Below are 25,258 nucleotides of genomic sequence, written 5' to 3'. Positions count from 1 at the left end.
AATATTAAAAAGGGTGCACGATTCTGATCAGAATCGTGCACCCTTTTTTCAGTGAAATGGATGAAATAATATCATGATTTTTTGATTTTTCCATCCCATTTCTTAAAACCACCCTGCAGCTGAAAAAGATTCTTGTATCCCAGCTTTTTCAGTACAGCGGCAGCTCTTGCACTTCTTACACCGTTTGCATCATAAAGATAAATCGGCATGTCATGACGAATCTCAGCTTTTCTGATCTTAAGCTGCGTGAGCGGCAGATTTCTGGCGCCCAGTATATGTCCCTTTTTAAATTCATCCGGTTCACGCACATCGATCAGTTGTGCTTTTCTGTAGCCGGCACGAAAATCGGCTTCACTTAAAGTTGTGAGATATCTGCGCTGCAAATACCGGGAGATAAATACATACCCAAAATAAGCAGCGATCATAACAATCAGAATTATCCAGCCCATACCTGTTTCCCCCCAAGACTTATCACAACATATTATACCGATTCAGAACCTTTTTTTAAAGAAGGGGCAGATAAAGTCAGGTGACAATAGCCGGCAGATGGATAATCCGCCATAGTGAAAGCGCTTTAATCCTTGTTTTTTCCATTGTAGTATTGTAACATAGAATGAGTGATTAAGTGATCGTTGATTAGGAGGAGACGTTATGTCGCCTACACCAAGTATGGAAGACTACATTGAACGGATTTACTGGCTGATTCAGGATAAAGGGTATGCCCGCGTTTCCGACATAGCGGAAGCGCTGAATGTACATTCATCGTCAGTAACGAAAATGGTTCAGAAACTGGATAAGGATCAATATCTGATCTATGAAAAATATAGAGGATTTATTTTAACCCCAAAAGGGAAAAAGATGGGAAAGCGCCTTGTCTATCGTCATGAACTCCTGGAAGATTTTCTGAAATTGATCGGTGTTCATGATGAAAATGTTTATAAAGATGTTGAAGGGATCGAGCATCACCTCAGCTGGGACTCCATTGACAGAATAGGCGATGTTGTCCAGTATTTCGAGGAAGATCCCAAACGGGTAGAACAGCTTCTGGAAATCAAAGAACGAAGCGAAGAAGAAGAATAGTCAGAAAAAGATGAACAAAAGGATTAATGATTGACATTAAGTGAAACTTCAATCAGTGGGGGTCTTCATCTCCCACTGATTGTTCGTTGTACCCAGGGCTGCTGCGGGCCGTTATCCCCCAACCGGGCCTGTTCGTTTATCCTCATGACCCTGAGGTGGGGACTTTACTTCCCGTTAATGCGGGACGATAAACCGGGAGAAGATTCTTCCGGTCTTTTTTTTATTTTCCCTCATTTAATGAAGTAAGGGGGGAAGGACCTGTGTGGATTGATATTGTTTTTTCAGGGGGAGGAGTCAGGGGCTTTGCATTCGCGGGAGCACTTGAAGTACTGGAAAGATCCGGATACCGTTTTAAACGAACGGCAGGAACCAGCGCAGGTGCCATTGTGGCGGCTCTGGTCGCTGCAGGCTATACGTCGGAAGAAATGAAACGGTTAATGGTGGAAATGAATACCCGGCAACTGCTTGATCCGCCTGGTCTGATCCGCTTCCCACTTTATAAATGGCTCCGCATGTACTTCAGCCTGGGGCTCTTTAATGGTGATGATCTGGAAAAGTGGCTGTTGCATGTTCTTAAGGAAAAGGGCGTCATCCACTTTTCAGATCTTTCGGATGAAGCCCTCAGAGTCATTGTTGCGGATGTTTCAAAGAAGAAAATCGTTGTTTTTCCTGATGACCTGGCAGAATATGGTATCGATCCCGGCCAGTTTTCAGTAGCCCGGGCTGTACGCATGAGTGCGGGCCTTCCCTTCTTCTTTAAGCCTGTCCCTTTGTCCTATGGCAGTGGACAGAAATCTTTAATGGTCGACGGTGGCGTGTTAAGTAATTTTCCGTTGTGGCTTTTTGACAGGGAAAATAATCTTCCACTTCGCCCGTTTCTCGGGTTGCAGGTTACAAATAAAATACCGAATAATGAAAGCGTCGTAAAAATAAGAAATGCGGCTGATTTATTTCGCGGGATGTTCACAACAATGCGCGAAGCACGGGATGAACAGACCATTGAGAAACTTCAGGGTTCAAATATCATCACTATACCCATTACGGAAGTCAAGACGAAAGATCTTCAAATTTCCAGGGAGGAGAGAGAACGCCTGTATCAGATAGGCAGAGAGGAAGCCAAACGTTTTTTGAAAAAATGGTGCTATTAATAAGGTATGTTAACGTTGCCTGTTGCTTATATCCTTTATGGGCTGAGCGGAAGGTACGAGACTCCTGAGTGATCAGCGAGCGAGGTGAGACTGCGCAGTGCAGTAAGGTGAAGTTACCGGGCAAGGGGCTCACGGATCGCCCGCGTCAAGTGAGCACCTGGAGCGAAAAATAACAGACAAGTTTTATGAAGCCATCAATAAAGTGAAACCTCAATCAGTGGGTGGCTACCCCGACTGATTGTTCGTTGACCTTATCGGGCTGCTGCGGTCCGTTACCCGGGCCTGTTCGTTTTCCCTCATGACCCTGAGGGGGGTAACTGCCCGTTCAAAGATATAAGAAAAAAGACAGTCAGATGACTGTCTTTTTTCATCCCTGAGTAAGTATAAGCAGAAAAACTCAGCCTGTGGAGTCGTCAAAGATTATGTCAGCCGGCAAGTTTTTCTTCCTGATCATCTCAGAAGAGGACCCGTTTCTTTTTTTTAGCCTTTTTCCCATCAATGACGGTCAAATGTCTGTCCTCTCGCAACGATGTCCTGGAAAAATCTCTGAATGTGCGTGATCCTGTCGAAATGACTTTCAGCCTTGATGGATGCTGCAGATTGCGACTCTTTTTTCCGGCTGTCGCGAGTTTATGACGCTTAACGGATTGCCGGGCCGCTTTTTTATAAGCCTGATCTGCTGTTTTTCCGGCACTGCCGGCAAGACGACGGAACAGGTACAGACCAACGGTCACAATGATCGCAACGATCACCATTTGGACCAGCAAAGCGGTCGGATTATCAAGGACAGAGGAGAGTAGACCGAAAAGTCCGAGGGCAACGATCAGCGAAAAGAATAAGGAATAAAGGAACGTCTTCACGGACATTCACCTCCTGAATGATTTAAAGAACCTGATTCGTGACATACCCTTTTTCTTTCTCAATGGCCGTTTCGCATGCCCGCATCCTTTCAAATGCCCGAATGCCGATTTCAATCTGTCCGGCATCCGGCTCTTTGGTAGTAAGCAGCTGGACACTGAGTCCGGGATAGCCAAGCCAGCGCAGGACGGGAATATGACGCACCCGATTGGTAAATCTCAGGATTTCATAAGCCAGACCAAGATCGAAAGGAATCAGCAGAATGCGGGACACAAGCCTGAGCCACAGCGGATCGGCAGGGAAAAAGAGATACAGAAAAATACTGATAATAGCTGTAAACAGAATAAAACTTGAACCGCAGCGATAATGAAACCTTGAATGCTTCATGACGTTTTCCACCGTCAGCGGATCGCCGCTTTCAAACGTATTAATTACTTTATGTTCCGCCCCATGGTATTGAAACAGCCGTTTAATCAGGGGCGTCATAGAAATAAAATAAATCCTGATTTATTCACCATTCATCGTTTCTTGAGATTTTTGTTTATCGGGACGAGGTTGCCTAATTTTGTCTACTTTTTCGCGTAAAACGTACTCGAAAGATTAATTTCTGAACTTTCGCTCAACAATGGACCGTTTTGAGATGGACTTTCCCCGTTGGCCTGATGAAAACGTTTTGATGCTACCAAACTGAGTGCCCTTTCACTATTCGATTTGAAGTTTTTGAATCCGTCCGAGTACTTTCCAGAGGAAGTCCTGATAGACAAAGCTGGAGGACAGCTTGAAATAAAGGGAGCGCCCCGACCTCACCAACTTACTGGCCACTTTCACGATCCGGGTTCGAATGGTTTCAATTTGCATGTTCTTCTGCCCCTCTGGAAACGTCAGTGTACGCATCCAGTTCGTTAAATTGTAGGCGATCAGGCTGAGCATCAATCGGCCTTCGTTAATTTCAAATTTGTGACTGGACAGTTGATCCAGACTGAATCCGGATTTGGCTTCCTTGATGTAGTTTTCCATGGTCCCTCGTTTCTGATAAGTCAGAACGACTTGTTTCGGGGAGAAGCATTCAACCAGATTGGTCACGATAAAGGTATGCGTGAAGAAGAGTTCGCTAGCCGGGCGAACCGATTGAACGATTACTTTTCTGGGCTTGTCCCAAGACTTCGCCTGGTACGCCATTTCTTCATAGTAACACTGGGTCTCCCCGGTCGACGCATCGTTGGGATGAAGCTCCTCAGCCATCCGCTGGAGTATGGCATTCGACTTCAGGCGAATCGCGTAGTAGACGGATTCTTCTTCGCACAGCTCGTAGAGCTCAGGCGTGGCAAAACCGCTGTCGCCACGAAGGAACGGCGTGGTTTCCGGAAAGTGCTCGTTGTAGTGTTCCAGAATCGGCCGAACAAAGTCCGCGACCCCATGAGAAGTATAGCGATTTCCGGGACGCAGTTTCGCCTTCAAAAAATCTCCCGTCGCCCCGTCGAACGCCACCAATGGATGGAAGCCGATGGTACCGTAATGTGCATTATAGTCTGAGGATTCCTGCTTGCCGTACGTATCGACGTGAGTGGAATCCAGGTCAATAATCAGTGCCCGGCTCTTGCGATATCGATGAACTTTGTCCAGTAATTTCTGATTGGCCACTGCGAGCTGATCAAGAGTATTCTGGTCGAAACGATAATAAAAGCGGGATAACGTCGGTTGTGACGCCAGTTTGGATGTTTCAACAACCTGGGTAAACACGGGATCATGAATCAATGCATCGGCTGAGTCATCCTCGGAGTAACCGGCCAGCAGCTGATAGATCTTCTGGCGAAAGAGTTTTGCGTTGGAATAGAACGGACTCTTGCGCGAATCATTCAGTATCAAATGGCGTTCAAACGTCTTTGAGAAACCGATTTTCTCGTCAAACTCCTTAAAAAGCAGTTGACCGCTATCTGAAGAAAGTTCACCACCATCGTTTGATAGTTTGATTTTTCGATTGAAATCTAACGTGATTTGCGATAAAGTAGTCATCATAAAGGATCCTCTCTGGTGTTGTGGTGACTTAATTTTACCAGATTTGGATCCTTTTTGCGTGCACTTTTTTCATGCACAGGGTGTAATCGAGAAAAGTGATCAGATCAAGCATCTGAGCGTTTTGGAGAAATTCTGTGAATAAACTAGGTAAATATAGCCAATGAGCAGAATAATTTTAAATAAGCCTTCAAGAAGAACCTGGCCCGTATTACTGCTGATCAGCGGTTCGAAAAAACTGGCAACAACGGCCGGAACAAGTGTGAATACGAATTTCGAAAAAAGAAAGGTAAGAATACCGATCGCAGTAAGTCCGAGAATAGTACTCAGGCTTCGCTTTTTTTTCTCATCCTTCTGAACTGCACGGATACCATCCTCAGCCGGATCTGCATCGTAAACCTCAGATGCAAAGTTAAGATGCTTTGTTCCTATTCCACTGGCTTCGAGGATGGCAACGATACCTCGAATAATTGGTATTTTTTTTAGGGTATTCAAAGAAGGATTGTCTTCTTTCGGACACTCATAATAAGATACTGAATGGTCTTTTCTGCGAACAGCAGTTACCGTGGTGTACTTTCCGCCCATCATGACACCCTCAATAACTGCCTGACCACCATATACCGGAACATGTTCTGACATGACTCATCTGCCCTGCCTTTATCTGCATTTCAAATGCACTTCATTATTTGTTATCTACTTACTTTATATTCTACCCGAATAACCTGAAAACCTCTAGGAAACTGAACGATTTTTTGATAAAACTTTTCCGCATCATATTCGTTTTCTGAACAGGATTCTGACTTCAGAAAATTCATGGGGCATTTCGGGTATACTGAATGTGTAGAATGATCATCGGAGGGTGTCATTGTGGCGAGAAAAGTACGAAAGAAAAAGAAAGATGGTACAATGAAAAAGGCGGGAAAATCACTGGGAAGATCAGCTGTGATCGGTTTTTTTGGCGGTCTGATATGGGGGTTTGTCGCTTTAATCTGTTATCTTCTTAATTTTACTTCGATAGGTCCGTCTTTATTATTTTCCCCATTCCCGCCCGGTGCCTGGAGAAACGGGACAGGCGGGCAGTTTCTTGCGGTTGCGGGAATCAGCGTTCTGTCCGTTCCCTTTGCCCTAATTTATCGATTCACTCTAAGTCGTTTGAAATCAATTTGGGCAGGTATCGGGACGGGTGTACTGCTTTGGGGACTTGTGTTTATCGTCCTGAAACCATGGCTCAGAGGACTGCCTGTTTTCTACCGGCTGGGCTGGAATACATGCACAACAACCCTGTGTCTGTTCATTCTTTACGGGCTGTTTATCGGATACTCAATCGCTTTCATGATACAGGAAAATTCAGGTAGAGAGAACTATTCAAATAATTAGTGCTGTGGTAAAATTGGATCAGTGTTTTGGTTTGTGCGGTATGTTAAAGGAGGACAACCATGATTTCAGTAAATGATTTTCGAACAGGGTTAACCATTGAAGTGGATGGAGATATTCTCTCTGTCATTGAATTCCAGCATGTCAAGCCGGGGAAGGGTGCGGCTTTTGTTCGTTCAAAGCTGAGAAACCTGAGAACAGGGGCGATTCAGGAAAAAACTTTCCGAGGCGGCGAAAAAGTAAATACAGCCCACATTGATAACCGGAAAATGCAGTATCTGTATTCAAGCGGGGATACGTATACGTTTATGGATATGAATACATTTGAACAGCTGGATCTTGACAAGAGCCAGATTCAGGAACAGCTCAACTTTTTAAAAGAGAACATGGAAGTTAATATTCAGTCGTATCAGGGAGAGACACTCGGTGTGGTTCTTCCGAATACGGTTGTCCTCGAAGTTGCTGAGACGGAGCCGGGGATTAAGGGAGATACAGCGTCGGGAGGTTCAAAACCGGCTACACTTGAAACGGGTTACGTGGTAAATGTTCCGTTTTTTGTTAACCAGGGGGACAAGCTGATTATTGATACACGCTCTGGTCTCTATGTATCAAGAGCCTGACCGAATGGACAGATTTATCCCGTATTGACGGGCAGTATCACCCCGGGGTCATGAGGGGAAACGAACAGGCCGGTTGGGGATCACTGCTCGCAGCAGCTCGATGGGTCCAACTGACAATCAGTGGGGGATTTCACTTTCTCTTTGCGATTTCACTTTCTCTTTGCACCTTACTTTTAGTAGGTGCTTTTTTTGTGCACTTTTTTCCGTTGTACGTATTCATAAGGCGGACAGGCAGGCATATATTTATCAATAGCCAGAAATATCCTGCAAGGGGACCGGGGGATCACTGTGAAAGAAATTATTCCATTTTTGCCTGAGCCATTTCAGAAAGTCATTACATGTATGCCTGTTGAGCAACTTGCCCTGCTGGAGGAGATACGCTGCCGTGCCGGACGTCCGCTTGAGCTGATTGTCTCCGGCAAAGTCTGGCATCCGGATGAAGGTGTATTGCCGGTATTATCATTAACCCAGGCGAAAGAAATGCTGCAGAAAATGGGAAATTATTCATTGTATGCTCTCGATGAAGAACTGAAGAGGGGCTATGTGACGATCAGCGGCGGGCACCGGGTGGGTCTGGCAGGCAGGGTCATCACACAGAATGGACATGTTCTGAGAATCAGGGATGTTACGTGTTTCAATATCAGACTTGCCAGGCAGAAAATCGGAGCAGCACTGCCACTTGTCCCTTTTCTTTATCAGAAGGGAAGCTGGCTCAGCACCTTAATTATCGGTGCTCCGCAGACTGGAAAAACCACATTGCTGCGTGATCTTGCACGGATTATCAGTGAGGGAATACCTGCCAGATACATTGAAGCCAAAAAAACGGGTATTGTTGATGAACGATCAGAAATTGCCGGCTGTATCCAGGGCGTCCCGCAAAATAGATTAGGTGTCCGTGTTGATGTTTTAGATGCCTGTCCGAAAGCAGAGGGTATGATGATGCTGATCAGATCAATGAGCCCGGAGGTACTGATCGTCGATGAAATCGGCAGACAGGAGGATACGGAGGCATTGTTTGAAGCCATGAATGCCGGCGTTGCTGTGATCGCTACAGCACACAGTTCTTCTCTGATGCAGCTGAAAAGAAGACCCTCTTTTCGTTCACTGCTCGATCAGCACCTGTTTGACCGTTATATTCAGCTTTCCAGAAAGATGAAAGCAGGAGCATCCGGTTGCCGCCTGACTCTCTATGATAAGGCTTTTAAACCCTTATCTGCTGTGCAGGAGGTTTGGCAATGATTTGGATAATGGGTTCACTGATGATTATTGCCGCCTCGACCGGGGCGGGCATGCTGATTGCCTCCCGCTTCCGGGCAAGGCCTAAAGAAATTCGTCAATGGATGTCTGCGCTTCAGTCTATAGAAGCGGAAATCGTTTATGGCCGCGTTCCGGTAGCTGAACTTGCAGAGCACCTGGCAGGACAATTACCGGATCCTGTCGGAAGTTATTTCAGCAGCCTGAGAAAAAATTTACAGGAGGCTGGCCTGTCCCTTCGTGAGTCCTGGACGAAAGCTTTGGAAGAATATTGGTTGGATACAGCGCTGAAGAAAAGTGAGAAAGAAATCCTGCTTCAGTTTGGCACCACACTGGGTAACGAAGACGCAGATAACCAGCAAAAGCATATCCATCTTGCGCTCGCCCATCTCAGGCGGCAGGAATCGGAAGCAAGGGCGGCGCAATCGGCTAATGAGAAAATGGCCAGAAGCCTTGGCTTTTTGTCAGGTCTCTTGCTGGCGCTTATGTTTATCTGAAAACATCAGAACCGACGGAGGAGAGATAACATGTCCCTTGATGTGAATACCATCTTTCAAATAGCAGGAATAGGGATCATTGTGGCGATGATCCAGACGGTTCTGAAACAGATGGGAAAAGACGACTGGGCTCAGTGGGTTACTCTGATTGGATTTGTCGTTATCTTATATATGGCTGCAACGATGATTGACGACCTGTTTGAAAAAATAAAGAATGTTTTTCTGTTTCTGTAGCTGCATTCTGCCGTTGTTATATTATTTCGGGACAGGCATAGACATGTTCTAAGGGCAGATTCAGAGGTGAATAACATGATTGAAAATAACGATGCGGTTTATTTATAAGGCCATATCATGGATATATTGCAAATTGCCGGGCTTGGACTGGCTGCAACATTTCTTGCCCTTGTTCTGAAAGAGAAAAATCCGGTCTTCGCTCTGCTGCTTTCCGTGATTGTCGGTACTTTTATTTTTATCATGCTGATCGACCAGATCAGACTGGTTCTGGACATGTTAAGGAAAATGGCTGTTACTGCACACCTCAACGGGGCTTATGTGGCAACGGTTCTGAAAATAATCGGTATCGCCTACATTGCCGAATTTTCCATTCAGATTGCCAAAGATGCCGGTCAGAATGCGCTTGCCGGGAAAATAGAGCTGGCAGGAAAAATCCTGATTCTGGTCATGGCGATCCCGATTTTGACGGCAATTATTGAGACCGTAGTGAACATGATGCCACAGATAGGAGGCATGTGAGGAACATGAAATACAGTCGCTCCGTGCTCCCGGGATTATTAATCGCGTTTGCGGCAGCCATCACCATCATGCAACCTGCGCCTGCTGAGGCAAAAGAAGACCCATCTTTACAACAATGGTCAGATGAACAATTAAACAACATAGATACGGGAGAAATCGATAAATACTGGAGTCAGATCATCACTGATTACGATGGGTTTCTGCCGGAGACAAACCCGGATTTTAAACAATTTGTTCAATCGGACAAAAAGGGATTCCTGAATAAACTGTTCGAAGGTCTTCTGAATTTTTTTCTGGATGAAGTCATTGTCACCAGTAAATTACTCGGCACTCTGATCTTATTATCTGTTTTTGCCTCATTGCTGAATACCCTTCAATCAGCCTTTGAAAATAAAACCGTTTCAAAAGTGGCTTATATTGTGATTACGCTCGTTCTTCTTGTTCTGCTGTTAAACAGCTTCAGACTGGCCATCAGTTATACCAGCGACACCGTTCGCATGATGAGCCATTTTCTTGTTGCCCTGATCCCGTTGATATTCGGGATGACAGCTGCGGCAGGAGGTGTTGCTTCAGTCGCATTCTTCCATCCTTTAATCCTCTTTCTTGTTAATGCATCCGGCTGGCTGGTGTCCATGATTATTCTCCCGCTGCTTTTTATGTCTGCTCTTCTTGGAATTGTCAGTACGCTTTCTGATCAGTACAAGCTGACCAAACTCAGTGCCCTGCTTAAAAACATCGCCTTGTTCACACTTGCCTCTTTTTTTGCCGTGTTTCTTGGGGTCATGTCGGTTCAGGGGCTGCTGCAGCCATATCTGATGGATTACTGGTTAAATCTGCCAAGTTTTTCACAGCAAACTTTCTTCCCATTGTGGGCAGGATGTTTACCGAAGCTGCAGATACGGTTATTGGCGCATCAGTCCTTTTGAAGAATACGGTTGGCATTGCCGGACTGCTGATCCTGTTCTGTATTACTGCATTTCCTCTGCTCAAGGTACTGGCACTGGCTTTTATTTACAATGTCGCTTCGGCAGTATTACAGCCGCTTGGGAAAGGAGCAGTCACCGATTGCCTGGATATTATGGCTAAATGTCTGTTTTATCTGTTTGCCTCTCTGGCTGTTGTTTCACTTATGTTCTTTCTCGCACTGACGATTATTATCACATCAGGCAACCTGTCACTGATGGTGCGTTAAGGAGGTAAGCCATGAGTTATCTTTCCGGCTGGATCTCCCAGCTTGTCCTGATCGTTCTGTTTGCTGTTATTCTCGAAATTCTGCTTCCTTCCGGAGGATTTCAGAAATATGTAAAACTCGTTGTCGGACTTGTCCTGATCGTTGTCCTGCTTGATCCGGTGATGAAGCTGTTTCAGATCGATCCGGGACTCTGATACGTGATATAGGCTCCTCAGAGATAGGAAAGGAAATAAAAAATGAAACAGCCCTGCAAAAAAAAGATATAGAAGAAGGACAGGCTGCATATATTCAAGAACAGGTGGCCGTTCAATTGAAAAGCCGGGTACAGGAGGAGTTGATTGAGACATACGGCGTACAAATACATCATATTAATCTATCGGTCGAACAATCGAAAAACAGAGAGGTTTCCATCTCCAGTGCAGAGGTTTTTCTTGAACAGGCAGATCCGGAGAAGAACCACACAGCTACCGGTGGTGAGCATGAGCAGCCGGTCAGACCGATTGAAGAAGTTACAGTAGCTGTTGAGCCGAAGGACACCTCTGATTCCGGAAGTGGACAAGAATCTGTAGACAACAGCAGAATCCTCTCTTTTCTTGCCGGGCGGTGGGAGATGGATAAAAAATTCATTTCGCTCCGCATGGAAGGAGGGACATAAGTGCGGCGGTTGCTCAACTTATTGAAAAAACAATTAACAGCATTTAAGGAGACCGGCGGAAAAAAGGAAAAGAAGCAGAAATCATTATTGGTCAAGTTCGTGCTTCTTGCCATGGTCGGGGTCGCGCTGCTGCTTGGCAATCGTCTGATGTCCGCACCTGAAGATACCGGACAGGATAACAGCCGTCAGGTTTTCAGCAGCCAGGATGCCGGAAAACTGTCGGAAATAAAGACCGGCGGGAAAAAGGAAGTTCCCATGGCTGAATATGAATCCTATATGAATCAGAACCTGAAAAATATCCTGGAACAAATAAAGGATGTTTCCGAAGTTTCTGTGATGGTCTCTTTTTCCTCCACTGAAAAGAATATTTATCAAAACAATATAAAGACACAGGAGAACCAGACCGTTGAAAATGATCAAAAAGGCGGGACAAGACACGTTGACGAGCAAAATGAGGACAGCCAGGTGGTGATGATCGACAATAACGGCAGTAAGGAACCTGTTGTCATCGGGAAAGAGCAGCCTGCCGTCCGCGGCGTGATTGTTGTTGCCCGAGGCGCTGACCGCCCCTCGGTACGAGCTGAAATCATGGAGGCCGTCGCCACGGTACTGGACATTCCAACCTATAAAGTTAAAGTGTTACAGAAGAGTGAATAAGGAGGAAGGTAAGAAATGTTAAAAAAGCAGACGGTTTGGCTATTAACGATGCTCAGCCTGATTGTTGTTCTTTCGGTCTATGCATTAACCGCTCCCGGACAGAGTGATGATAAAATGGCAGATTCAGATCCGGCATCCACTGAACAGGCGTCAACGAATCAAGACAAAGGGGCGTCTGCTGCGCGGGTAACCGAAGATAAACTCGGTCAGCTCCAGCTGGATAAGGCTGATGAACGAAGCCGGGCACAGGAAAAATATGAGAGCGTCATCGCTTCTGAGAAAAGCAGTGCTGAAGAAGTCAGCGCAGCTTATGATGACATGCAGGCACTGAATACTCTGGCAAATAACGAGCGGGTACTTGAGGATGTCATTCAGTCGAAAGGTTTTGAAGATGCTGTTGTGACAACGAAAGGAAGTCAGGTTCAGATTTTTGTTATGGCTGATAAACTGACAGGAAAACAGGCGAATGAGGTGATCAGACTGGCAAATGAATATTTAGGAACAGGCAGAGTGGTCAGTGTCAGTTATGCATTAAATAAAAAATAGTCGTCCGATGAGGGGGCTGTGCAACGCGCTGATGATCACCGGATTTATGAAGATTTTTTGAACGGAATCAGTTACAATAGAGACTGTCGCAGATATTGCGACAGTCTCTGATTCTATTTATTTTTAGAGCCTGCTAAAGCAAGCCGGCCGCCGGATGCTGTCGGAAATGATTTCGATCGCGTTATGGTATAATAAATTCTAAATGCTGATGGGAAAAAGGAGTGCTTGATTTGTTTAGTATCGATGATATTAAAGCCTTGATAAAGGAGATAGATTCATCTTCAATCAACGAGCTTAAAATTGAGTCTGAAAAGGGAAAACTGGTACTGCGTAAACCGGGCAGCCGCCGGGAAACGACAGCTCTGCAGACTGTCCAGCCTGTTACCACACAATCTTCGGGTGCACAGATTTCTCAGCCTGCGGCCGGTGCCCCTGCAAAAGATAATCAGGCTGATCAGGATGAAAGTCTGCACAAGATCACTTCACCCATGGTCGGCACTTTTTATACCTCATCTTCACCGGACTCTGATCCTTTTGTTAAAAAGGGATCAAAAGTTGATAAAAAAACAGTGGTCTGTATCGTTGAAGCGATGAAACTCTTTAATGAAATAGAAGCCGAGTGCAAGGGGACCATCGTTGATGTTCTGGCTGAAGACGGTCAGCTCGTTGAATATGGTCAGCCGCTGTTCCTGGTCAAAGAAGATTAAGGAGCCGGTTATCTATGATAAAAAAAGTACTTGTTGCAAACAGAGGAGAAATTGCGGTTAGAATTATCCGTGCATGTAAAGAATTGAATATTGAAACCGTTGCTGTCTATTCTCAGGCGGACAAGGATGCGCTTCATGTTCAGCTGGCAGATGAGGCATACTGTATTGGGCCGAATGCGCCAAAGGACAGTTATCTGAACTACACCAGCCTGATCAGTATCGCTTCATTGACGGGTTGTGATGCGGTTCATCCCGGATACGGGTTCCTGTCCGAAAATGCCGATTTTGCAGAAATGTGTGAGGAATGCAATCTGATTTTCATCGGACCTTCTTCCGAAGCCATAAGCAAAATGGGGATAAAGGATGTCGCAAAACAAACCATGAAAGAAGCGGGGGTTCCCGTTGTTCCGGGATCAAACGGAGTCATTAACAGCGTGGAAGATGGTGTGAAAATTGCTTCAGATATTGGTTATCCGGTACTGATTAAAGCCACAGCAGGTGGTGGCGGTAAAGGGATCCGGGTTGCACGTAATGAGAAGGAACTCAAGAATGGTATTGCCGTTACCCGGCAGGAAGCGGATACGTCTTTCGGTAACCCGGGACTATATATTGAAAAGTATATTGAGAATTTCCGGCACGTTGAAATCCAGGTTCTTGCTGACGGGCACGGGCATGTGATCCATCTGGGTGAACGCGATTGTACTATTCAAAGACGTCTGCAGAAACTTCTGGAAGAATCACCGTCCCCGGCACTTACTGAAGCAAAACGGCAGGAGATGGGACGGGCGGCTGTCCGTGCGGCAAAAGCTGTTCATTACTGTGGCGCCGGAACCATCGAATTCATCTATGAGCCGGACGGTTCTTTTTACTTCATGGAAATGAACACACGGATTCAGGTAGAACATGGCGTTACGGAATATGTGACAGGCATAGATTTAATAAAGGAACAGATCCGGATTGCCTCCGGAGAACCTTTGACGATAAAACAGGAAGATGTTCATCTTTCAGGTCACGCGATCGAGTGCAGAATCAACGCTGAAAATCCTGACCAGAACTTTATGCCCTCCTGTGGAAGGGTGGAGACTTATCTGCCGCCGGGTGGTCCGGGTGTACGCGTTGATTCCGCAGTGTATCAGGGATACTTCATCCCACCTTATTATGACTCGATGGTGGCTAAAGTGATGACGTATGGAAAAACAAGAGAGGATGCCATCGCGATTATGAAGCGTGCGCTTGGAGAATATGTCATTGAAGGTATTCATACAACCATTCCATTTCATCTGCGTCTGTTAAATCATCCTGTTTTCGTAAGTGGAAAGTTCAACACGAGATTTTTAAAAACTTATCCGCTCACTGATGAGGAATAATCATGGAGGTGTCATTCTATGCCGGAAAAAGAAAATCAGCTGATTGATGCAGAGAAGCTGCAGGGAGATCTTGGAAAGATTGAAATTTCTCCTGAAGTGATTCAGATCATTGCCGGTCTGGCTGCAATAGAAGTTGTCGGTGTCGGAGATACACACGGCGGGGTCGTTGAGAAACTAAGCGGTAAAAAATATGGCAAGGGCGTTAAAGTGGATCTGACTGAGGACGGGATTGTGATCGATGTACAGCTTACGATTAATTTCGGTGTTTCGATCCCAAAAGTTGCCGAGCAGGTACAGGACAATATTGCCCGGGCTCTGAAACGGATGACAGCGCTGGATGTTCACGAAATTAACATCCATGTCGTTGGTGTACATTTTGAGTCAAAGGCGGGAAAAAACTCCGGGACAGACTGAGAAGCAGAGGGGCAGATCACATGAACCCCCTTTGCTTTTGAATTTATGTGAACTGATAAGCGTACTGCCTGAAAGAGGATCAGGTCATCTTAATAAACAGATTCCAGACAGACTTTTGCAGAGATCTCTGAATCTGATATAGCCATTAAAAGTAAGTCGATACGCCAGTGAAAGAGGGATTTTGATGAATCGAAGACAGGCCAGAGAAACGGCATTGAAGGTACTCTTCCAGATGGAAGTAAGCGGTACGGAACGAAGTACCGCTGTCAGGGCCGTTAATGAGAATGATATTCCGCTGGATCCGTTTGTGAATCAATTGCTTGACAAGACGCTGAATCACTTGAATGATATTGACTCGATTATTTCCAAAAACCTTGTCAACTGGTCATTCGACCGGCTTGGAAATATGGATCGGACCATTTTACGCCTTGCTGTCTGTGAGCTTCGTTATTTTGATGATATACCAGACACCGTTACGATTAACGAAGCTGTAGAGCTTTGCCGGACGTACAGTGATGAACAATCAAGACGATTTGTTAACGGCATATTATCTCATATCTCCAAAGAATGATCAGAAACAAGGAGACAGGTCTGGATTTGAAGGACTGAAGGGAGGGGGATCGAAATGACCGCAAAACGGATTGACGGAAAGAAAATAGCGGCAGAGAAAAAACGTGCGATCAGGGAAAGCGTTAGAAAGTTGGGGATTGTTCCTGGACTGGCTGTTATTCTTGTCGGTGATGATCCGGCTTCCAGATCCTACATAAAAGGAAAAAGCAGAGACTGCAGACAGGCAGGCTTCCATTCAGATTTTATCCACTTCCCGGTCACTGTTTCGGAGCAGGAAGTGCTTGACAAAATCCATGAACTGAACGAACGTGATGATATTCATGGAATACTTGTACAGCGTCCTCTGCCGGATCATATTTCCGGACAGAAGGTCGTTCGCGCGATCAGACCGTCCAAGGATGTGGACGGATCTCATCCGGTCAACAGGGGACGGCTTTTTGCCGGACAGGAGACTTTTACACCTTGTACGTCAGCTGCCATTATGGAGGTGTTAAAAGCAGTTCATGTCCCTGTTGCCGGTAAACATGTCGTGATCGTCGGAAGAAGCCTTATTGTCGGAAAGCCCGCCTCCCTCCTTTTTCTGAATCTGGATGCGACAGTTACAATTTGCCATTCAAAGACGACGTCGCTCTCTGATTATACAAAACAGGGAGATATTCTCGTCGTCGCAACAGGACATGCGGGACTGATAGGGGCAGAAGATATTAAACCCGGGGCGGTGGTTATCGACGTTGGAATGAACCGCAATAAGGATGGAAAATGGGTCGGCGACGTCGCGTTTTCAGAAGCAAGCAAGAAGGCAGGATTTATTACCCCTGTACCGGGAGGAGTCGGTCCCGTGACCCGGGCGATGCTCCTCGCAAATACACTGAAAGCTGCTGAAAAATTAATCAAGGATAATGATCCGATATGATAGAAAACGATAAATATATCAGCGTAACCAGACTGACACGTTATATCAGGCAGATGCTTGAGTCAGACAGAGCACTTCAGGAAGTGTGGCTGAAAGGTGAAATTTCTAATTTTAAGCGACACTCCAGGGGACATCTCTATTTAACTCTGAAGGATAAGAATGCCAGAATCAGAGCCGTTATGTTTGCCAGCAGTGCAAGACATCTCAACTTTGAACCGAAAGACGGAATGAAAGTGCTTGTCCACGGCTCAATTTCTCTTTACGAACCTTATGGTGAATATCAGATTTATATTCGCCAGATGGAGCAGGACGGGCTTGGCCGACTGTTTCTTGCATATGAAGCATTAAAGCGAAAATTGCAGACTGAGGGCCTGTTTGAGGAAGCTCATAAAAAGGTTATTCCGCCTGTCGCTTACGAAATTGGTATCATCACTTCTCCAACAGGAGCAGCCGTACGCGATCTCTTTACAACAATCAAACGCAGATTCCCGGCCGCACGCATCACTCTTTTTCCGGTCCTGGTTCAGGGAGCTGATGCGGCTCCTTCGATTGCTTCAGCCATCACCAGAGCAAATCAGATGAGGGCACTTGATCTCTTGATAGTCGGCCGGGGCGGCGGTTCTATCGAAGATTTATGGGCTTTCAATGAAGAAATCGTTGCACGGGCGATATTCCAGTCCAGACTTCCTGTTATTTCGGCTGTAGGGCACGAAACAGATTTTACAATCGCTGACTTTGTGGCAGATAAACGTGCGCCAACACCTACAGCAGCCGGTGAGTTTGCAGTACCCGATGTCAGGGAACTCGAAAGACGGATAGACCAATTGTTTACCAGAATTCAAAGAGCTCTGCAAAATAAATTAATCCGGGAGAAGGAGAGACTCAGCAGGTTAAATAAATCCTATGCTTTCAGATACCCTGGACAACTGATATTACAAAAGGCACAGGAGCATGACCGCCTGTTTGAAAGGATGAAAAGGGCGGGAAGCAGGCTGACCAGTCAGTATGGAGACAGGTTGAATGTCCTGGATCGTCTGCTTGAGAAAGATCGTCCGAACGAACTGATTGCGCGTGCACATAAGATTCTGTCTGATCGTACGGCTCAGCTCATTCGCTCTGCAGATCACTACCGGAAGACCAGGCAGTCGGCTTATGAACACATGGTTTTGCAGTTAAATGCCCTGAGCCCGCTTAAAGTGATGGCGCGGGGATATAGTATCGTGTATGATCAGGATAAACATCTGGTGAGATCGGTAAAGGATGTTTCGCCTGGAGATCCGTTATCTGTCAGGCTACGTGACGGAAATATTGATTGTCAGATATGGGGTATAGAGGAGGCTGAGAAAAATGAGTGAAGAAGAGCATAAGGAGCATGCACCCACCTTTGAAGAAGCCATGGAACATCTTGAACAAATTGTGACAAAGCTTGAAGAGAATGATGTACCACTGGAAAAAGCCATTGATTTGTTTCAGGAAGGAATGGCTCTCTCAAAGATATGCCACGACAAGCTTGAATCTGTAAGCAAAAAAATGGATCAGATGATCAGCAGCGATGGTGAGTCGAAACCCTTTACGTTACGAGAGGACGATCAGCAATGAGTCGAACTCTGAAGGAATATATGGCAGATATTAAATCATGGTTTGATCCCTTTCTTACCAGGGAACTTAGTCGGACTCAAATTACAGAGAGATTAAAAGAGTCAATGATTTATTCTTTGACGGCCGGAGGGAAGAGGTTTCGGCCAATGCTGCTCTTTGCCACGCTGGAATCTCTTGGAAAGAAAAAGGAAACCGGTCTGTATCCTGCCATTGCCCTTGAAATGATACATACTTATTCATTGATCCATGATGATCTGCCTGCCATGGACAATGATGAGTTAAGGCGCGGGTTTGCGACCAATCATGTGAGATTCGGTGAAGCAACAGCTATATTAGCCGGGGATGGACTTCTGACCTTCGCCTTTCAGATCATTTCATCTGATTCGGAATTGTCAGATGCTGAGAAAAGCAGGCTGATCTGGCTTCTTGCCCGTGCCGCCGGTCCGGAAGGAATGGTTGGCGGACAGGAAGATGATCTTGAAGCTGAGGATCATGTACTTTCCATTGATGAGCTGATGTCTGTTCATCGAAGAAAAACAGGACGGCTTATCAGATTTCCTGTCGAAGCAGCAGCAGTGATTTCGGGAGTGTCGGCGGATCAGTCTCATGCACTGATCGGGTACGCCGATCACCTGGGCATTGCCTTTCAAATTGGTGATGATCTGCTGGACATCACGGGTAATGAGAAAATGCTTGGTAAAAAGGTGGGCGGTGATCTCGCAAAACATAAGAACACGTATGTCAGTCTGCTGTCTCTGGACGGGGCAAGGAAGCAGCTATCCAGCCATATTGAAAAAGCAAAAGGATATCTTAATGAAGCGGGTATGGCTGACGGGCGCCTGAAGGAAATCGCTGAGTACCTGCTGCACAGGACGAGTTGAAAGTACAGGCGCAATTCAGTGATTGCTGAAGCCATTTTTCCAGAGGGCAGAATGGCTTTCACAATTTGACAATTGAAATATGGTTTTAATCATGATATAATTAATCGTGTAAGTTAAATGGTGGTGCAGTATTCTAGTCACTCCACTTTATTTGAAGGCGGGGCTAAAAATCCGCCAAAGGGCACATCGATGAAGTTCCTGGTTTCAGCTTAAGGCGCCCAGCCTTGGGTTGATTCTGGGAGTAAAGGATGTAGGGCGATCCGCAACGGCATGTGGGCGATGACCCTGCGTCCGTGGAGACACGTACGTTGTTTGCTTTTAGGCAATGACCAAGTGGAAAACCTGTTTCGTTAGTACTTTTTTCAAGAAAAGCGAACAGCGTAGCCTGCCTTGAGTGGAAAAGAGGGGATAGAAGCACGTAACCCGGGTTAGCTTGGCCGGCAACCCTGGCGTGTGCTTGCTTGAAATCAATTCTGCAAAAGAGGCTAGAATAAGGTTTAAGAGTGCCTGAGGAAATCTCCTAGACTGTCTGCGCTATGCAGCATCAGTGAAGGATTATAGTGCGGTCTGAGTGGCGTTCCAGTTCGATGACCGGCAACGGCAACGGTCAGTTTTTAAAAGGAAACTGCCTGTATGGCAACATCAGGTAATCTGACGGGAAAACCTACTGGACCTAAGCCGCAGCATTTACTTCACTGGTGACCTCCACGTTACATAAACTTTCCAGACATGAATACCATAAATATCAGGGATGTGACGATTGGTCCGGGCAATCAGTAAGTAATAAATCCGGATCGAATGTGTATGAAGAATGATTTCAGAAAATCACTGAAATGGGCAATACCTTTAGCCGTTATCACGATAGTGCTGGCGGCTATTTTTTCTATCATTTCAACAGCAGTGCTGCATGATTCAAATGTGATTACCGGCACTATTGTCGTACTTGTGATTATTTTTATCGCCCTTTTTTTCGATATCATCGGCGTAGCAGCTACCGCTTCAGATGAAGCGCCTTTTCATTCTATGGCTTCAAACGGTATGAAAGGGGCAAGGTATGCAGTATGGCTGACAAAAAATGCAGATCGTGTCAATACATTTTGTACGGATGTCATAGGCGATATCAGCTCAATCATCAGTGGTACGGCGGCTTCAGTCGTGGTTGTGCAGATTCTGGTCCTGCTATCCAGCGTCGACAGCGGTATCGTTGAGTATGTTCTCTCCGTTGTGATAACATGTATGGTGGCGGCGCTTACAGTGTTTGTCAAAGCGCTGGGCAAATCATTTGCTATAAAAAATGCTACAAATATCATTTACCATGCCGGATTTTTTATCTATTTCATCGAGCACCATCTTCATATTCCGCTCCTTCGTTTCCTTGATAAAAGAAACAGTAAATCAAGGATAAAAAAGAGGAAAAAGGACGTGTGATCTATTGGATGTCACTTCAATTAAAAATCCCGAATTCCTGAAAAACATGTCGACTTCACAGATGAATCATCTTGCTGCGGATATCCGTACTTTTCTTATTGAAAAGCTGTCAAAAACGGGTGGCCATCTCGCCCCCAACCTGGGTGTCGTCGAGCTGACACTGGCCCTTCACAAAGAATTTAACAGCCCGACAGATAAGCTGATCTGGGATGTCGGGCATCAGACCTATGTTCATAAGATCCTGACTGGCCGTGGAGGACGCTTTGATACGTTACGTCAATATAAAGGACTTTGCGGTTTTCCAAAACGAAGTGAGAGTGAACATGATGTCTGGGAGACAGGACATAGTTCCACGTCTCTGTCTGCAGCACTCGGCATGGCTGTGGCGAGAGATCTGAAAAAAGAAGACTATGAAGTCGTGGCGATTATCGGGGATGGAGCGCTTACCGGCGGTATGGCTCTTGAAGCTTTAAATAATATCGGACAAATGAAAAAAGATATGATCATTGTGCTTAATGATAATGAAATGTCGATTGCTCCAAATGTCGGAGCCCTTCATAATATGCTCGACAGAATTCGATCGGCTGAGAAATACAATCGTGCTAAAGAAGACATTGAATTTCTTATGAAGAAAATACCTGCCTTTGGCGGGAAAATTGCTTCCGTCGCAGAGCGGGTAAAAGACCGCCTGAAGTATCTTCTGATGTCCGGCGTTTTTTTCGAGGAACTTGGTATTTCATATCTTGGACCTGTTGACGGGCACAATATCAGTGCGCTGATTGATAATCTGAAACTTGCCCGGAAGCGCAGAGGACCGGTCCTCATCCATGTTCTGACGCAGAAGGGTAAGGGCTACAAACCTGCCGAGATGGATTCAGTCGGTACCTGGCATGGCACGGGTCCTTATAAAATCGAGTCCGGCGCCTTTATAAAACCGGTTACTTCGGCCCCTTCCTATAGTAAAGTAGTCAGCGGGACCCTTCAGGAGCTGGCACGCAAGGATAAAAGAATCACAGTGATTACACCGGCTATGGTTGTTGGATCAAAGCTTGAGGGGTTCGCCAAAGAATTCCCCGACCGGCTGTTTGATGTAGGAATAGCCGAACAGCATGCCGCGACATTTGCTGCTGGTCTGGCTACTCAGAAAATGAAGCCGGTTCTGTTTATTTACTCAACTTTTCTGCAGCGGGCCTATGATCAGGTTCTTCACGATATTTGCCGGCAGAATCTCAATGTCATGATCGCTGTAGATCGTGCAGGGCTTGTCGGAGCAGATGGGGAAACCCATCAGGGCGTCTTTGATATTGCATTTCTCCGCTCTCTTCCGAATCTTAAAATCATGATGGGTAAGGATGAGAATGAATTAAGGAATATGGTTTATACAGCGATAAAGTATAATGATGGACCGATTGCTGTTCGTTTCCCGAGAGGAAACGGGCTCGGGGTTGCTTTTGATCAACATCCCTCTGAAATTCCGATAGGCAAGTGGGAAGTTCTAAGAGAGGGATCGGACGCCTACATTCTTTCATTTGGCCCCATGTTACAGGTTGCGATTGAAGCCGCTCATCAGTTGCAGTCGAAAGGGCTTCAGATTGGTGTCATTAATGCACGCTTTATCAAGCCACTTGATAAAGACATGCTTATCAGGCTTGCCAAAGAAAAAAAGCCTGTACTGACGCTGGAAGAAGGAGTTCTTGCAGGTGGCTTTGGTTCAAGCATTCTTGAATTTTATGCTGATCAGAAAGAATACGGCCTGATGATTGACCGGATGGGCATTCCGGATACCTTTGTTGAACACGGCAGTGTCAGAGAACTTCTGAAGGAACTGGGCCTGACGAGTGAGCATGTCTGCGCAAGGATCAGCAGTATGATCGCAGGGCAGGAAAATCAGGAAGCAGCGAAACGACAGAGGGTCTCCTCGTCATGAAAGATAAAGAAAGGGTAGACGTCTTACTGGTACGGGACGGTTTTTTTGAATCACGTGAAAGAGCGCAGAGGGCTGTCATGGCCGGAATGGTTTATATTGGGGAACAGCGTGTTGATAAACCCGGAAGTAAAATCGACAGTCATACTCAGTTTCTTGTCAAGGGGAACCCGATCCCCTATGTCGGACGCGGCGGGCTGAAACTGGAAAAGGCACTCCGCGTGTTTCCGGTTCACGTCTCAGGTAAACTGATGATTGATATTGGTGCTTCGACCGGCGGCTTTACAGACTGTGCCCTGCAAAATGGTGCTGAAAGGGTTTATGCCCTTGATGTCGGCTATAATCAGCTTGCATGGAAATTGCGAAATGACCGCCGGGTGATTGTCATGGAAAAGACAAATTTCAGATATTGTACACCGGCCGATTTTCAGGAAGGTGTTCCGGAGTTTGCGACCATTGATGTCTCTTTTATTTCACTGAAAAAAATCTTACCTCCGCTTAAAACCATCCTCCTCCCTGGAGGAGATGTGATTGCGTTAATCAAACCGCAATTTGAGGCGGGCAGGGATGAGGTTGGAAAGAAAGGGATCGTCCGTGATCCGCAGATACACAAATCGGTTCTTAAGAAAATTATCCTTTTTGCTGAAGAGACAGGATTTATTCTGAAAGGACTGGATTATTCCCCCATTACCGGAGGAGACGGAAATATTGAATTTCTCACGTGGCTCAAATCGTCTGCTAAAAGAAGTATTAAAGACCCTTCTTTATTAGTGAATGACGTTGTTTCACGGGCCCACTGCCGGCTGGACAGAAAATAAATACCGAAGAGAGCGTCAGTGGACGCTCTTTTTTCATATATGGAAAAAAGGTTCAGAAAAACTAAGCCTCAGGCGACTTGCCAGTCGACCAGCTTTTCTTTATATTGACGAAAGATCAAAAACAGGAGAAAATAGTAACAGAACCTGTGTTCGTCAGGAGGTGGGCATACAGGATGCTGTTGGAACTTCAGGTAGAGAACTTTGCCATTATTGATAAACTGAGGATTAACTTCGACGAAGGAATGACCGTGATCACTGGTGAAACAGGTGCCGGTAAGTCAATTATTATTGATGCAATTGGACTGCTGTCCGGCGCCCGTGCTTCATCGGACTTTGTCCGGCAGGGAGCAACAAAAGCGGAACTTGAAGCGCTGTTTGAGGTGGATCCCAAAAATGAAGCGCTTCAGGAACTAAAAGGTATGGGTATTGACTGTTCTGATCACATGATTATTCTCAGACGTGAGATATATGCTAAAGGAAAGAGTATCTGCAGGATCAACGGAAAACTGGTTACCCTGAACATTATGCAGAAGGTAGGCAGCAGGCTTGTTGATATTCACGGACAGCATGAGCATCAGCTTTTGATGGATCCGACTTATCATCTTCCACTGATTGACCGGTTCGGAGGTGATAAACTGGCTCATCTGAAGAAGGAATATGAGGCAGCCTATAATCAGGCAGCAGATATCGCGAGGCGTCTGACAAAATTCAACAAAGACGAAAAAATGATCGCGCAACGCATGGATCTGCTGAAATATCAGATCCAGGAAATAGAGAAAGCGTCAATCACCCCCGGTGAAGACGAATCTCTGCTTGAAGAGAAAAGAAAGCTGGCCAATTTTGAGAAGGTTTTTCAGACGCTCAAATCCGTCTATGAGTCGCTTGATGGTGAGAACAGGGGACTGGACTGGATTCGAAGAGCAGCTTCTGAACTTGAATCCGTTCAGGATCTGGACAAGGATATCGGTTCCATTTCAGAAGATGTGACAAACAGTCTTTATATGCTGGAAGAACGCGCCACAGCTGTCCGTGATTATCTGGAACAGATGGAATACCAGCCAGGGCGACTTGACGAGATAGAACAGAGGTTGAGTGAGCTGGATCTTTTAAAAAGAAAATACGGCTCAACCCTTGAAGAAATTCTGAACTATTATAAAAACATTAAAGAGGAGTATGATGCACTCACTCATCGGGATGAGAACTGTGAAGAACTGCAACATGCATTACGTGCTCAGATGGACACCTTAAGAGAACGCGCCCTTTCTTTGTCCACAATGAGACAAAAAACGACATCCGGACTGAATCAGGCTGTAAACAGTCAGCTTAAAGATCTCTGCATGCCGCACGCTGTTTTTAAATCGATCATTCGGAGACAGGATCGTCTCGACCATTTTGAAAGTTACAGGCAGACAGGCATAGATGATGCGGAATTTCTCATTTCAACAAACCCGGGAGAACCGATGAAACCTCTTGCAAAGACAGCTTCAGGCGGAGAACTGTCCCGAATTATGTTGGCTTTAAAGGTTAATTTTAAACAAATTATGAACGTTTCTACTGTTATCTTTGATGAGGTTGATACAGGCGTGAGCGGCCGTGCGGCTCAGGCAATGGCTGAGAAGATTTTCAGCCTGTCTAAAGCGTCGCAGGTATTTTGTATCACGCATCTTCCTCAGGTCGCTTCGATGGCAGACCATCATTTATATATTTCAAAGCGGGTCACTGCTGAACATCGCACAAAAACATCAGTAAAGAAACTCAATGACGCCGATAAAATACGGGAGATCGGCCGAATGATATCTGGCACTGAAATCACTGATCTGACAAAAAAACATGCCCGTGAAATGCTCGAAATGGCTGGAAAAGTGAAAAAATAAAAGGCTGGAACAGCTATCCTTTATTGGCAATAATCCATCTGTCTGTTCACTCATAATTATCTCCTGCTCAGGCAATTTTAATTAATGCACGGCAACAGGCTGGTGCGTGTACGGAG

The 25,258-nt window shown here is 45.7% G+C and carries 28 protein-coding genes and 2 pseudogenes; 25 read left to right on the top strand and 5 right to left on the bottom strand.

Annotated features, from left to right (window positions below; all coding sequences use genetic code 11):
• Positions 1-71 precede the first annotated feature (71 nt).
• Positions 72-449, bottom strand: coding sequence for a rhodanese-like domain-containing protein (locus ABNN70_RS12265; protein WP_129930316.1), 378 nt, complete (start codon positions 447-449; stop codon positions 72-74).
• Between the two features lie 202 nt (positions 450-651).
• On the opposite strand from ABNN70_RS12265, the gene mntR reads away from it, so the two are divergent.
• Positions 652-1,080, top strand: coding sequence for a transcriptional regulator MntR (gene mntR / locus ABNN70_RS12260; protein ID WP_129930317.1), 429 nt, complete (start codon positions 652-654; stop codon positions 1,078-1,080).
• 260 nt (positions 1,081-1,340) lie between these two features.
• Positions 1,341-2,228, top strand: coding sequence for a patatin-like phospholipase family protein (locus tag ABNN70_RS12255; RefSeq protein ID WP_129930318.1), 888 nt, complete (start codon positions 1,341-1,343; stop codon positions 2,226-2,228).
• Between the two features lie 455 nt (positions 2,229-2,683).
• Here the strand turns inward: ABNN70_RS12255 and ABNN70_RS12250 are convergent, their stop codons facing one another.
• From ABNN70_RS12250 to ABNN70_RS12235, 4 genes and pseudogenes are all read right to left on the bottom strand, one after another.
• The gene (locus ABNN70_RS12250; RefSeq protein ID WP_353947938.1) at positions 2,684-3,094 is read right to left on the bottom strand and encodes an SA1362 family protein; all 411 of its coding nucleotides are present in this window, start codon (positions 3,092-3,094) and stop codon (positions 2,684-2,686) included.
• A gap of 16 nt (positions 3,095-3,110) precedes the next feature.
• A pseudogene (locus tag ABNN70_RS12245) lies at positions 3,111-3,587 on the bottom strand (DUF1385 domain-containing protein); the annotation flags it as partial.
• Between the two features lie 201 nt (positions 3,588-3,788).
• Positions 3,789-5,099, bottom strand: coding sequence for an IS1380 family transposase (locus ABNN70_RS12240; RefSeq protein WP_353949386.1), 1,311 nt, complete (start codon positions 5,097-5,099; stop codon positions 3,789-3,791).
• Positions 5,100-5,201: 102 nt separating this feature from the next.
• Entirely contained in the window at positions 5,202-5,738 is a 537-nt protein-coding gene (locus ABNN70_RS12235; RefSeq protein WP_353947937.1) for a DUF1385 domain-containing protein, read from the bottom strand.
• Between the two features lie 228 nt (positions 5,739-5,966).
• Here ABNN70_RS12235 and ABNN70_RS12230 point away from each other — a divergent pair, with 228 nt between their 5' ends.
• From ABNN70_RS12230 to recN, 23 genes and pseudogenes are all read left to right on the top strand, one after another.
• Positions 5,967-6,476, top strand: coding sequence for a YqhR family membrane protein (locus tag ABNN70_RS12230; RefSeq protein WP_240697359.1), 510 nt, complete (start codon positions 5,967-5,969; stop codon positions 6,474-6,476).
• A 59-nt stretch (positions 6,477-6,535) separates the two neighbouring features.
• Entirely contained in the window at positions 6,536-7,093 is a 558-nt protein-coding gene (gene efp / locus ABNN70_RS12225; protein ID WP_129930321.1) for an elongation factor P, read from the top strand.
• A gap of 288 nt (positions 7,094-7,381) precedes the next feature.
• Positions 7,382-8,332, top strand: coding sequence for a stage III sporulation protein AA (gene spoIIIAA, locus ABNN70_RS12220; protein WP_256359838.1), 951 nt, complete (start codon positions 7,382-7,384; stop codon positions 8,330-8,332).
• Complete coding sequence (gene spoIIIAB, locus ABNN70_RS12215) at positions 8,329-8,844, top strand: stage III sporulation protein SpoIIIAB (RefSeq protein WP_129930322.1); 516 nt, start codon at positions 8,329-8,331, stop codon at positions 8,842-8,844. Before spoIIIAA ends, spoIIIAB begins: the two co-directional genes overlap by 4 nt.
• A gap of 30 nt (positions 8,845-8,874) precedes the next feature.
• Positions 8,875-9,078, top strand: coding sequence for a stage III sporulation protein AC (gene spoIIIAC / locus ABNN70_RS12210; protein ID WP_129930323.1), 204 nt, complete (start codon positions 8,875-8,877; stop codon positions 9,076-9,078).
• Positions 9,079-9,195: 117 nt separating this feature from the next.
• A complete protein-coding gene (spoIIIAD, locus tag ABNN70_RS12205) occupies positions 9,196-9,597 on the top strand; it encodes a stage III sporulation protein AD (RefSeq protein WP_129930324.1) in 402 nt (133 codons plus the stop codon).
• Between the two features lie 5 nt (positions 9,598-9,602).
• A pseudogene (gene spoIIIAE / locus ABNN70_RS12200) lies at positions 9,603-10,789 on the top strand (stage III sporulation protein AE).
• Positions 10,790-10,800: 11 nt separating this feature from the next.
• On the top strand, positions 10,801-10,983 hold the full coding sequence (spoIIIAF, locus tag ABNN70_RS12195) for a stage III sporulation protein AF (protein ID WP_353947936.1): 183 nt from the start codon (positions 10,801-10,803) through the stop codon (positions 10,981-10,983).
• Entirely contained in the window at positions 10,980-11,444 is a 465-nt protein-coding gene (locus tag ABNN70_RS12190; RefSeq protein ID WP_353949433.1) for a stage III sporulation protein AF, read from the top strand. Before spoIIIAF ends, ABNN70_RS12190 begins: the two co-directional genes overlap by 4 nt.
• Positions 11,445-12,101, top strand: a complete 657-nt coding sequence (gene spoIIIAG / locus ABNN70_RS12185; RefSeq protein ID WP_240697360.1) for a stage III sporulation protein AG — start codon at positions 11,445-11,447, stop codon at positions 12,099-12,101.
• 15 nt (positions 12,102-12,116) lie between these two features.
• Complete coding sequence (locus ABNN70_RS12180; RefSeq protein ID WP_129930327.1) at positions 12,117-12,647, top strand: SpoIIIAH-like family protein; 531 nt, start codon at positions 12,117-12,119, stop codon at positions 12,645-12,647.
• A 230-nt stretch (positions 12,648-12,877) separates the two neighbouring features.
• A complete protein-coding gene (gene accB / locus ABNN70_RS12175; RefSeq protein ID WP_129930328.1) occupies positions 12,878-13,354 on the top strand; it encodes an acetyl-CoA carboxylase biotin carboxyl carrier protein in 477 nt (158 codons plus the stop codon).
• 14 nt (positions 13,355-13,368) lie between these two features.
• Positions 13,369-14,721, top strand: a complete 1,353-nt coding sequence (gene accC, locus ABNN70_RS12170) for an acetyl-CoA carboxylase biotin carboxylase subunit (protein ID WP_353947935.1) — start codon at positions 13,369-13,371, stop codon at positions 14,719-14,721.
• Positions 14,722-14,739: 18 nt separating this feature from the next.
• Positions 14,740-15,135: an Asp23/Gls24 family envelope stress response protein gene (locus tag ABNN70_RS12165; protein ID WP_129930330.1), complete on the top strand. Its 396-nt coding sequence runs from the start codon at positions 14,740-14,742 to the stop codon at positions 15,133-15,135.
• Between the two features lie 184 nt (positions 15,136-15,319).
• Positions 15,320-15,706, top strand: coding sequence for a transcription antitermination factor NusB (nusB, locus tag ABNN70_RS12160; RefSeq protein WP_129930331.1), 387 nt, complete (start codon positions 15,320-15,322; stop codon positions 15,704-15,706).
• A 54-nt stretch (positions 15,707-15,760) separates the two neighbouring features.
• The gene (locus ABNN70_RS12155; protein ID WP_129930332.1) at positions 15,761-16,618 is read left to right on the top strand and encodes a tetrahydrofolate dehydrogenase/cyclohydrolase catalytic domain-containing protein; all 858 of its coding nucleotides are present in this window, start codon (positions 15,761-15,763) and stop codon (positions 16,616-16,618) included.
• A complete protein-coding gene (xseA, locus tag ABNN70_RS12150) occupies positions 16,615-17,973 on the top strand; it encodes an exodeoxyribonuclease VII large subunit (RefSeq protein ID WP_353947934.1) in 1,359 nt (452 codons plus the stop codon). Before ABNN70_RS12155 ends, xseA begins: the two co-directional genes overlap by 4 nt.
• The gene (xseB, locus tag ABNN70_RS12145) at positions 17,966-18,217 is read left to right on the top strand and encodes an exodeoxyribonuclease VII small subunit (RefSeq protein ID WP_129930334.1); all 252 of its coding nucleotides are present in this window, start codon (positions 17,966-17,968) and stop codon (positions 18,215-18,217) included. The genes xseA and xseB overlap by 8 nt, the downstream gene beginning before the upstream one ends.
• Positions 18,214-19,098 (top strand): polyprenyl synthetase family protein, encoded by an 885-nt coding sequence (locus ABNN70_RS12140; protein WP_353947933.1) that lies wholly within the window; start codon positions 18,214-18,216, stop codon positions 19,096-19,098. Before xseB ends, ABNN70_RS12140 begins: the two co-directional genes overlap by 4 nt.
• An 804-nt stretch (positions 19,099-19,902) precedes the next feature.
• Complete coding sequence (locus ABNN70_RS12135) at positions 19,903-20,526, top strand: hypothetical protein (protein WP_353947932.1); 624 nt, start codon at positions 19,903-19,905, stop codon at positions 20,524-20,526.
• 4 nt (positions 20,527-20,530) lie between these two features.
• A complete protein-coding gene (gene dxs, locus ABNN70_RS12130; protein ID WP_353947931.1) occupies positions 20,531-22,453 on the top strand; it encodes a 1-deoxy-D-xylulose-5-phosphate synthase in 1,923 nt (640 codons plus the stop codon).
• The gene (locus tag ABNN70_RS12125; RefSeq protein WP_353947930.1) at positions 22,450-23,268 is read left to right on the top strand and encodes a TlyA family RNA methyltransferase; all 819 of its coding nucleotides are present in this window, start codon (positions 22,450-22,452) and stop codon (positions 23,266-23,268) included. The genes dxs and ABNN70_RS12125 overlap by 4 nt, the downstream gene beginning before the upstream one ends.
• Before the next feature lie 173 nt (positions 23,269-23,441).
• Entirely contained in the window at positions 23,442-25,142 is a 1,701-nt protein-coding gene (recN, locus tag ABNN70_RS12120; RefSeq protein ID WP_353947929.1) for a DNA repair protein RecN, read from the top strand.
• Positions 25,143-25,258: the final 116 nt, after the last annotated feature.

Origin of the sequence: Sporolactobacillus sp. Y61 (assembly GCF_040529185.1) — a bacterium.
In the GTDB taxonomy this organism is placed as follows: Bacteria; Bacillota; Bacilli; order Bacillales; family Sporolactobacillaceae; genus Sporolactobacillus.
The sequence above is the reverse complement of the archived record's forward strand: the minus strand, read 5'-3'. Positions and strand labels throughout refer to the sequence as shown.

Coding starts and splice junctions, on each gene's coding strand:
- ABNN70_RS12265 (WP_129930316.1), bottom strand. CDS start 449: ATGGGCTGGATAATTCTGATTGTTATGATCGCTGCTTATTTTGGGTAT.
- mntR (WP_129930317.1), top strand. CDS start 652: ATGTCGCCTACACCAAGTATGGAAGACTACATTGAACGGATTTACTGG.
- ABNN70_RS12250 (WP_353947938.1), bottom strand. CDS start 3,094: ATGTCCGTGAAGACGTTCCTTTATTCCTTATTCTTTTCGCTGATCGTT.
- ABNN70_RS12240 (WP_353949386.1), bottom strand. CDS start 5,099: ATGACTACTTTATCGCAAATCACGTTAGATTTCAATCGAAAAATCAAA.
- ABNN70_RS12235 (WP_353947937.1), bottom strand. CDS start 5,738: ATGTCAGAACATGTTCCGGTATATGGTGGTCAGGCAGTTATTGAGGGT.
- efp (WP_129930321.1), top strand. CDS start 6,536: ATGATTTCAGTAAATGATTTTCGAACAGGGTTAACCATTGAAGTGGAT.
- spoIIIAB (WP_129930322.1), top strand. CDS start 8,329: ATGATTTGGATAATGGGTTCACTGATGATTATTGCCGCCTCGACCGGG.
- spoIIIAC (WP_129930323.1), top strand. CDS start 8,875: ATGTCCCTTGATGTGAATACCATCTTTCAAATAGCAGGAATAGGGATC.
- spoIIIAD (WP_129930324.1), top strand. CDS start 9,196: ATGGATATATTGCAAATTGCCGGGCTTGGACTGGCTGCAACATTTCTT.
- spoIIIAF (WP_353947936.1), top strand. CDS start 10,801: ATGAGTTATCTTTCCGGCTGGATCTCCCAGCTTGTCCTGATCGTTCTG.
- ABNN70_RS12180 (WP_129930327.1), top strand. CDS start 12,117: ATGTTAAAAAAGCAGACGGTTTGGCTATTAACGATGCTCAGCCTGATT.
- accC (WP_353947935.1), top strand. CDS start 13,369: ATGATAAAAAAAGTACTTGTTGCAAACAGAGGAGAAATTGCGGTTAGA.
- ABNN70_RS12165 (WP_129930330.1), top strand. CDS start 14,740: ATGCCGGAAAAAGAAAATCAGCTGATTGATGCAGAGAAGCTGCAGGGA.
- nusB (WP_129930331.1), top strand. CDS start 15,320: ATGAATCGAAGACAGGCCAGAGAAACGGCATTGAAGGTACTCTTCCAG.
- ABNN70_RS12155 (WP_129930332.1), top strand. CDS start 15,761: ATGACCGCAAAACGGATTGACGGAAAGAAAATAGCGGCAGAGAAAAAA.
- xseA (WP_353947934.1), top strand. CDS start 16,615: ATGATAGAAAACGATAAATATATCAGCGTAACCAGACTGACACGTTAT.
- xseB (WP_129930334.1), top strand. CDS start 17,966: ATGAGTGAAGAAGAGCATAAGGAGCATGCACCCACCTTTGAAGAAGCC.
- ABNN70_RS12140 (WP_353947933.1), top strand. CDS start 18,214: ATGAGTCGAACTCTGAAGGAATATATGGCAGATATTAAATCATGGTTT.
- ABNN70_RS12135 (WP_353947932.1), top strand. CDS start 19,903: ATGAAGAATGATTTCAGAAAATCACTGAAATGGGCAATACCTTTAGCC.
- ABNN70_RS12125 (WP_353947930.1), top strand. CDS start 22,450: ATGAAAGATAAAGAAAGGGTAGACGTCTTACTGGTACGGGACGGTTTT.
- recN (WP_353947929.1), top strand. CDS start 23,442: ATGCTGTTGGAACTTCAGGTAGAGAACTTTGCCATTATTGATAAACTG.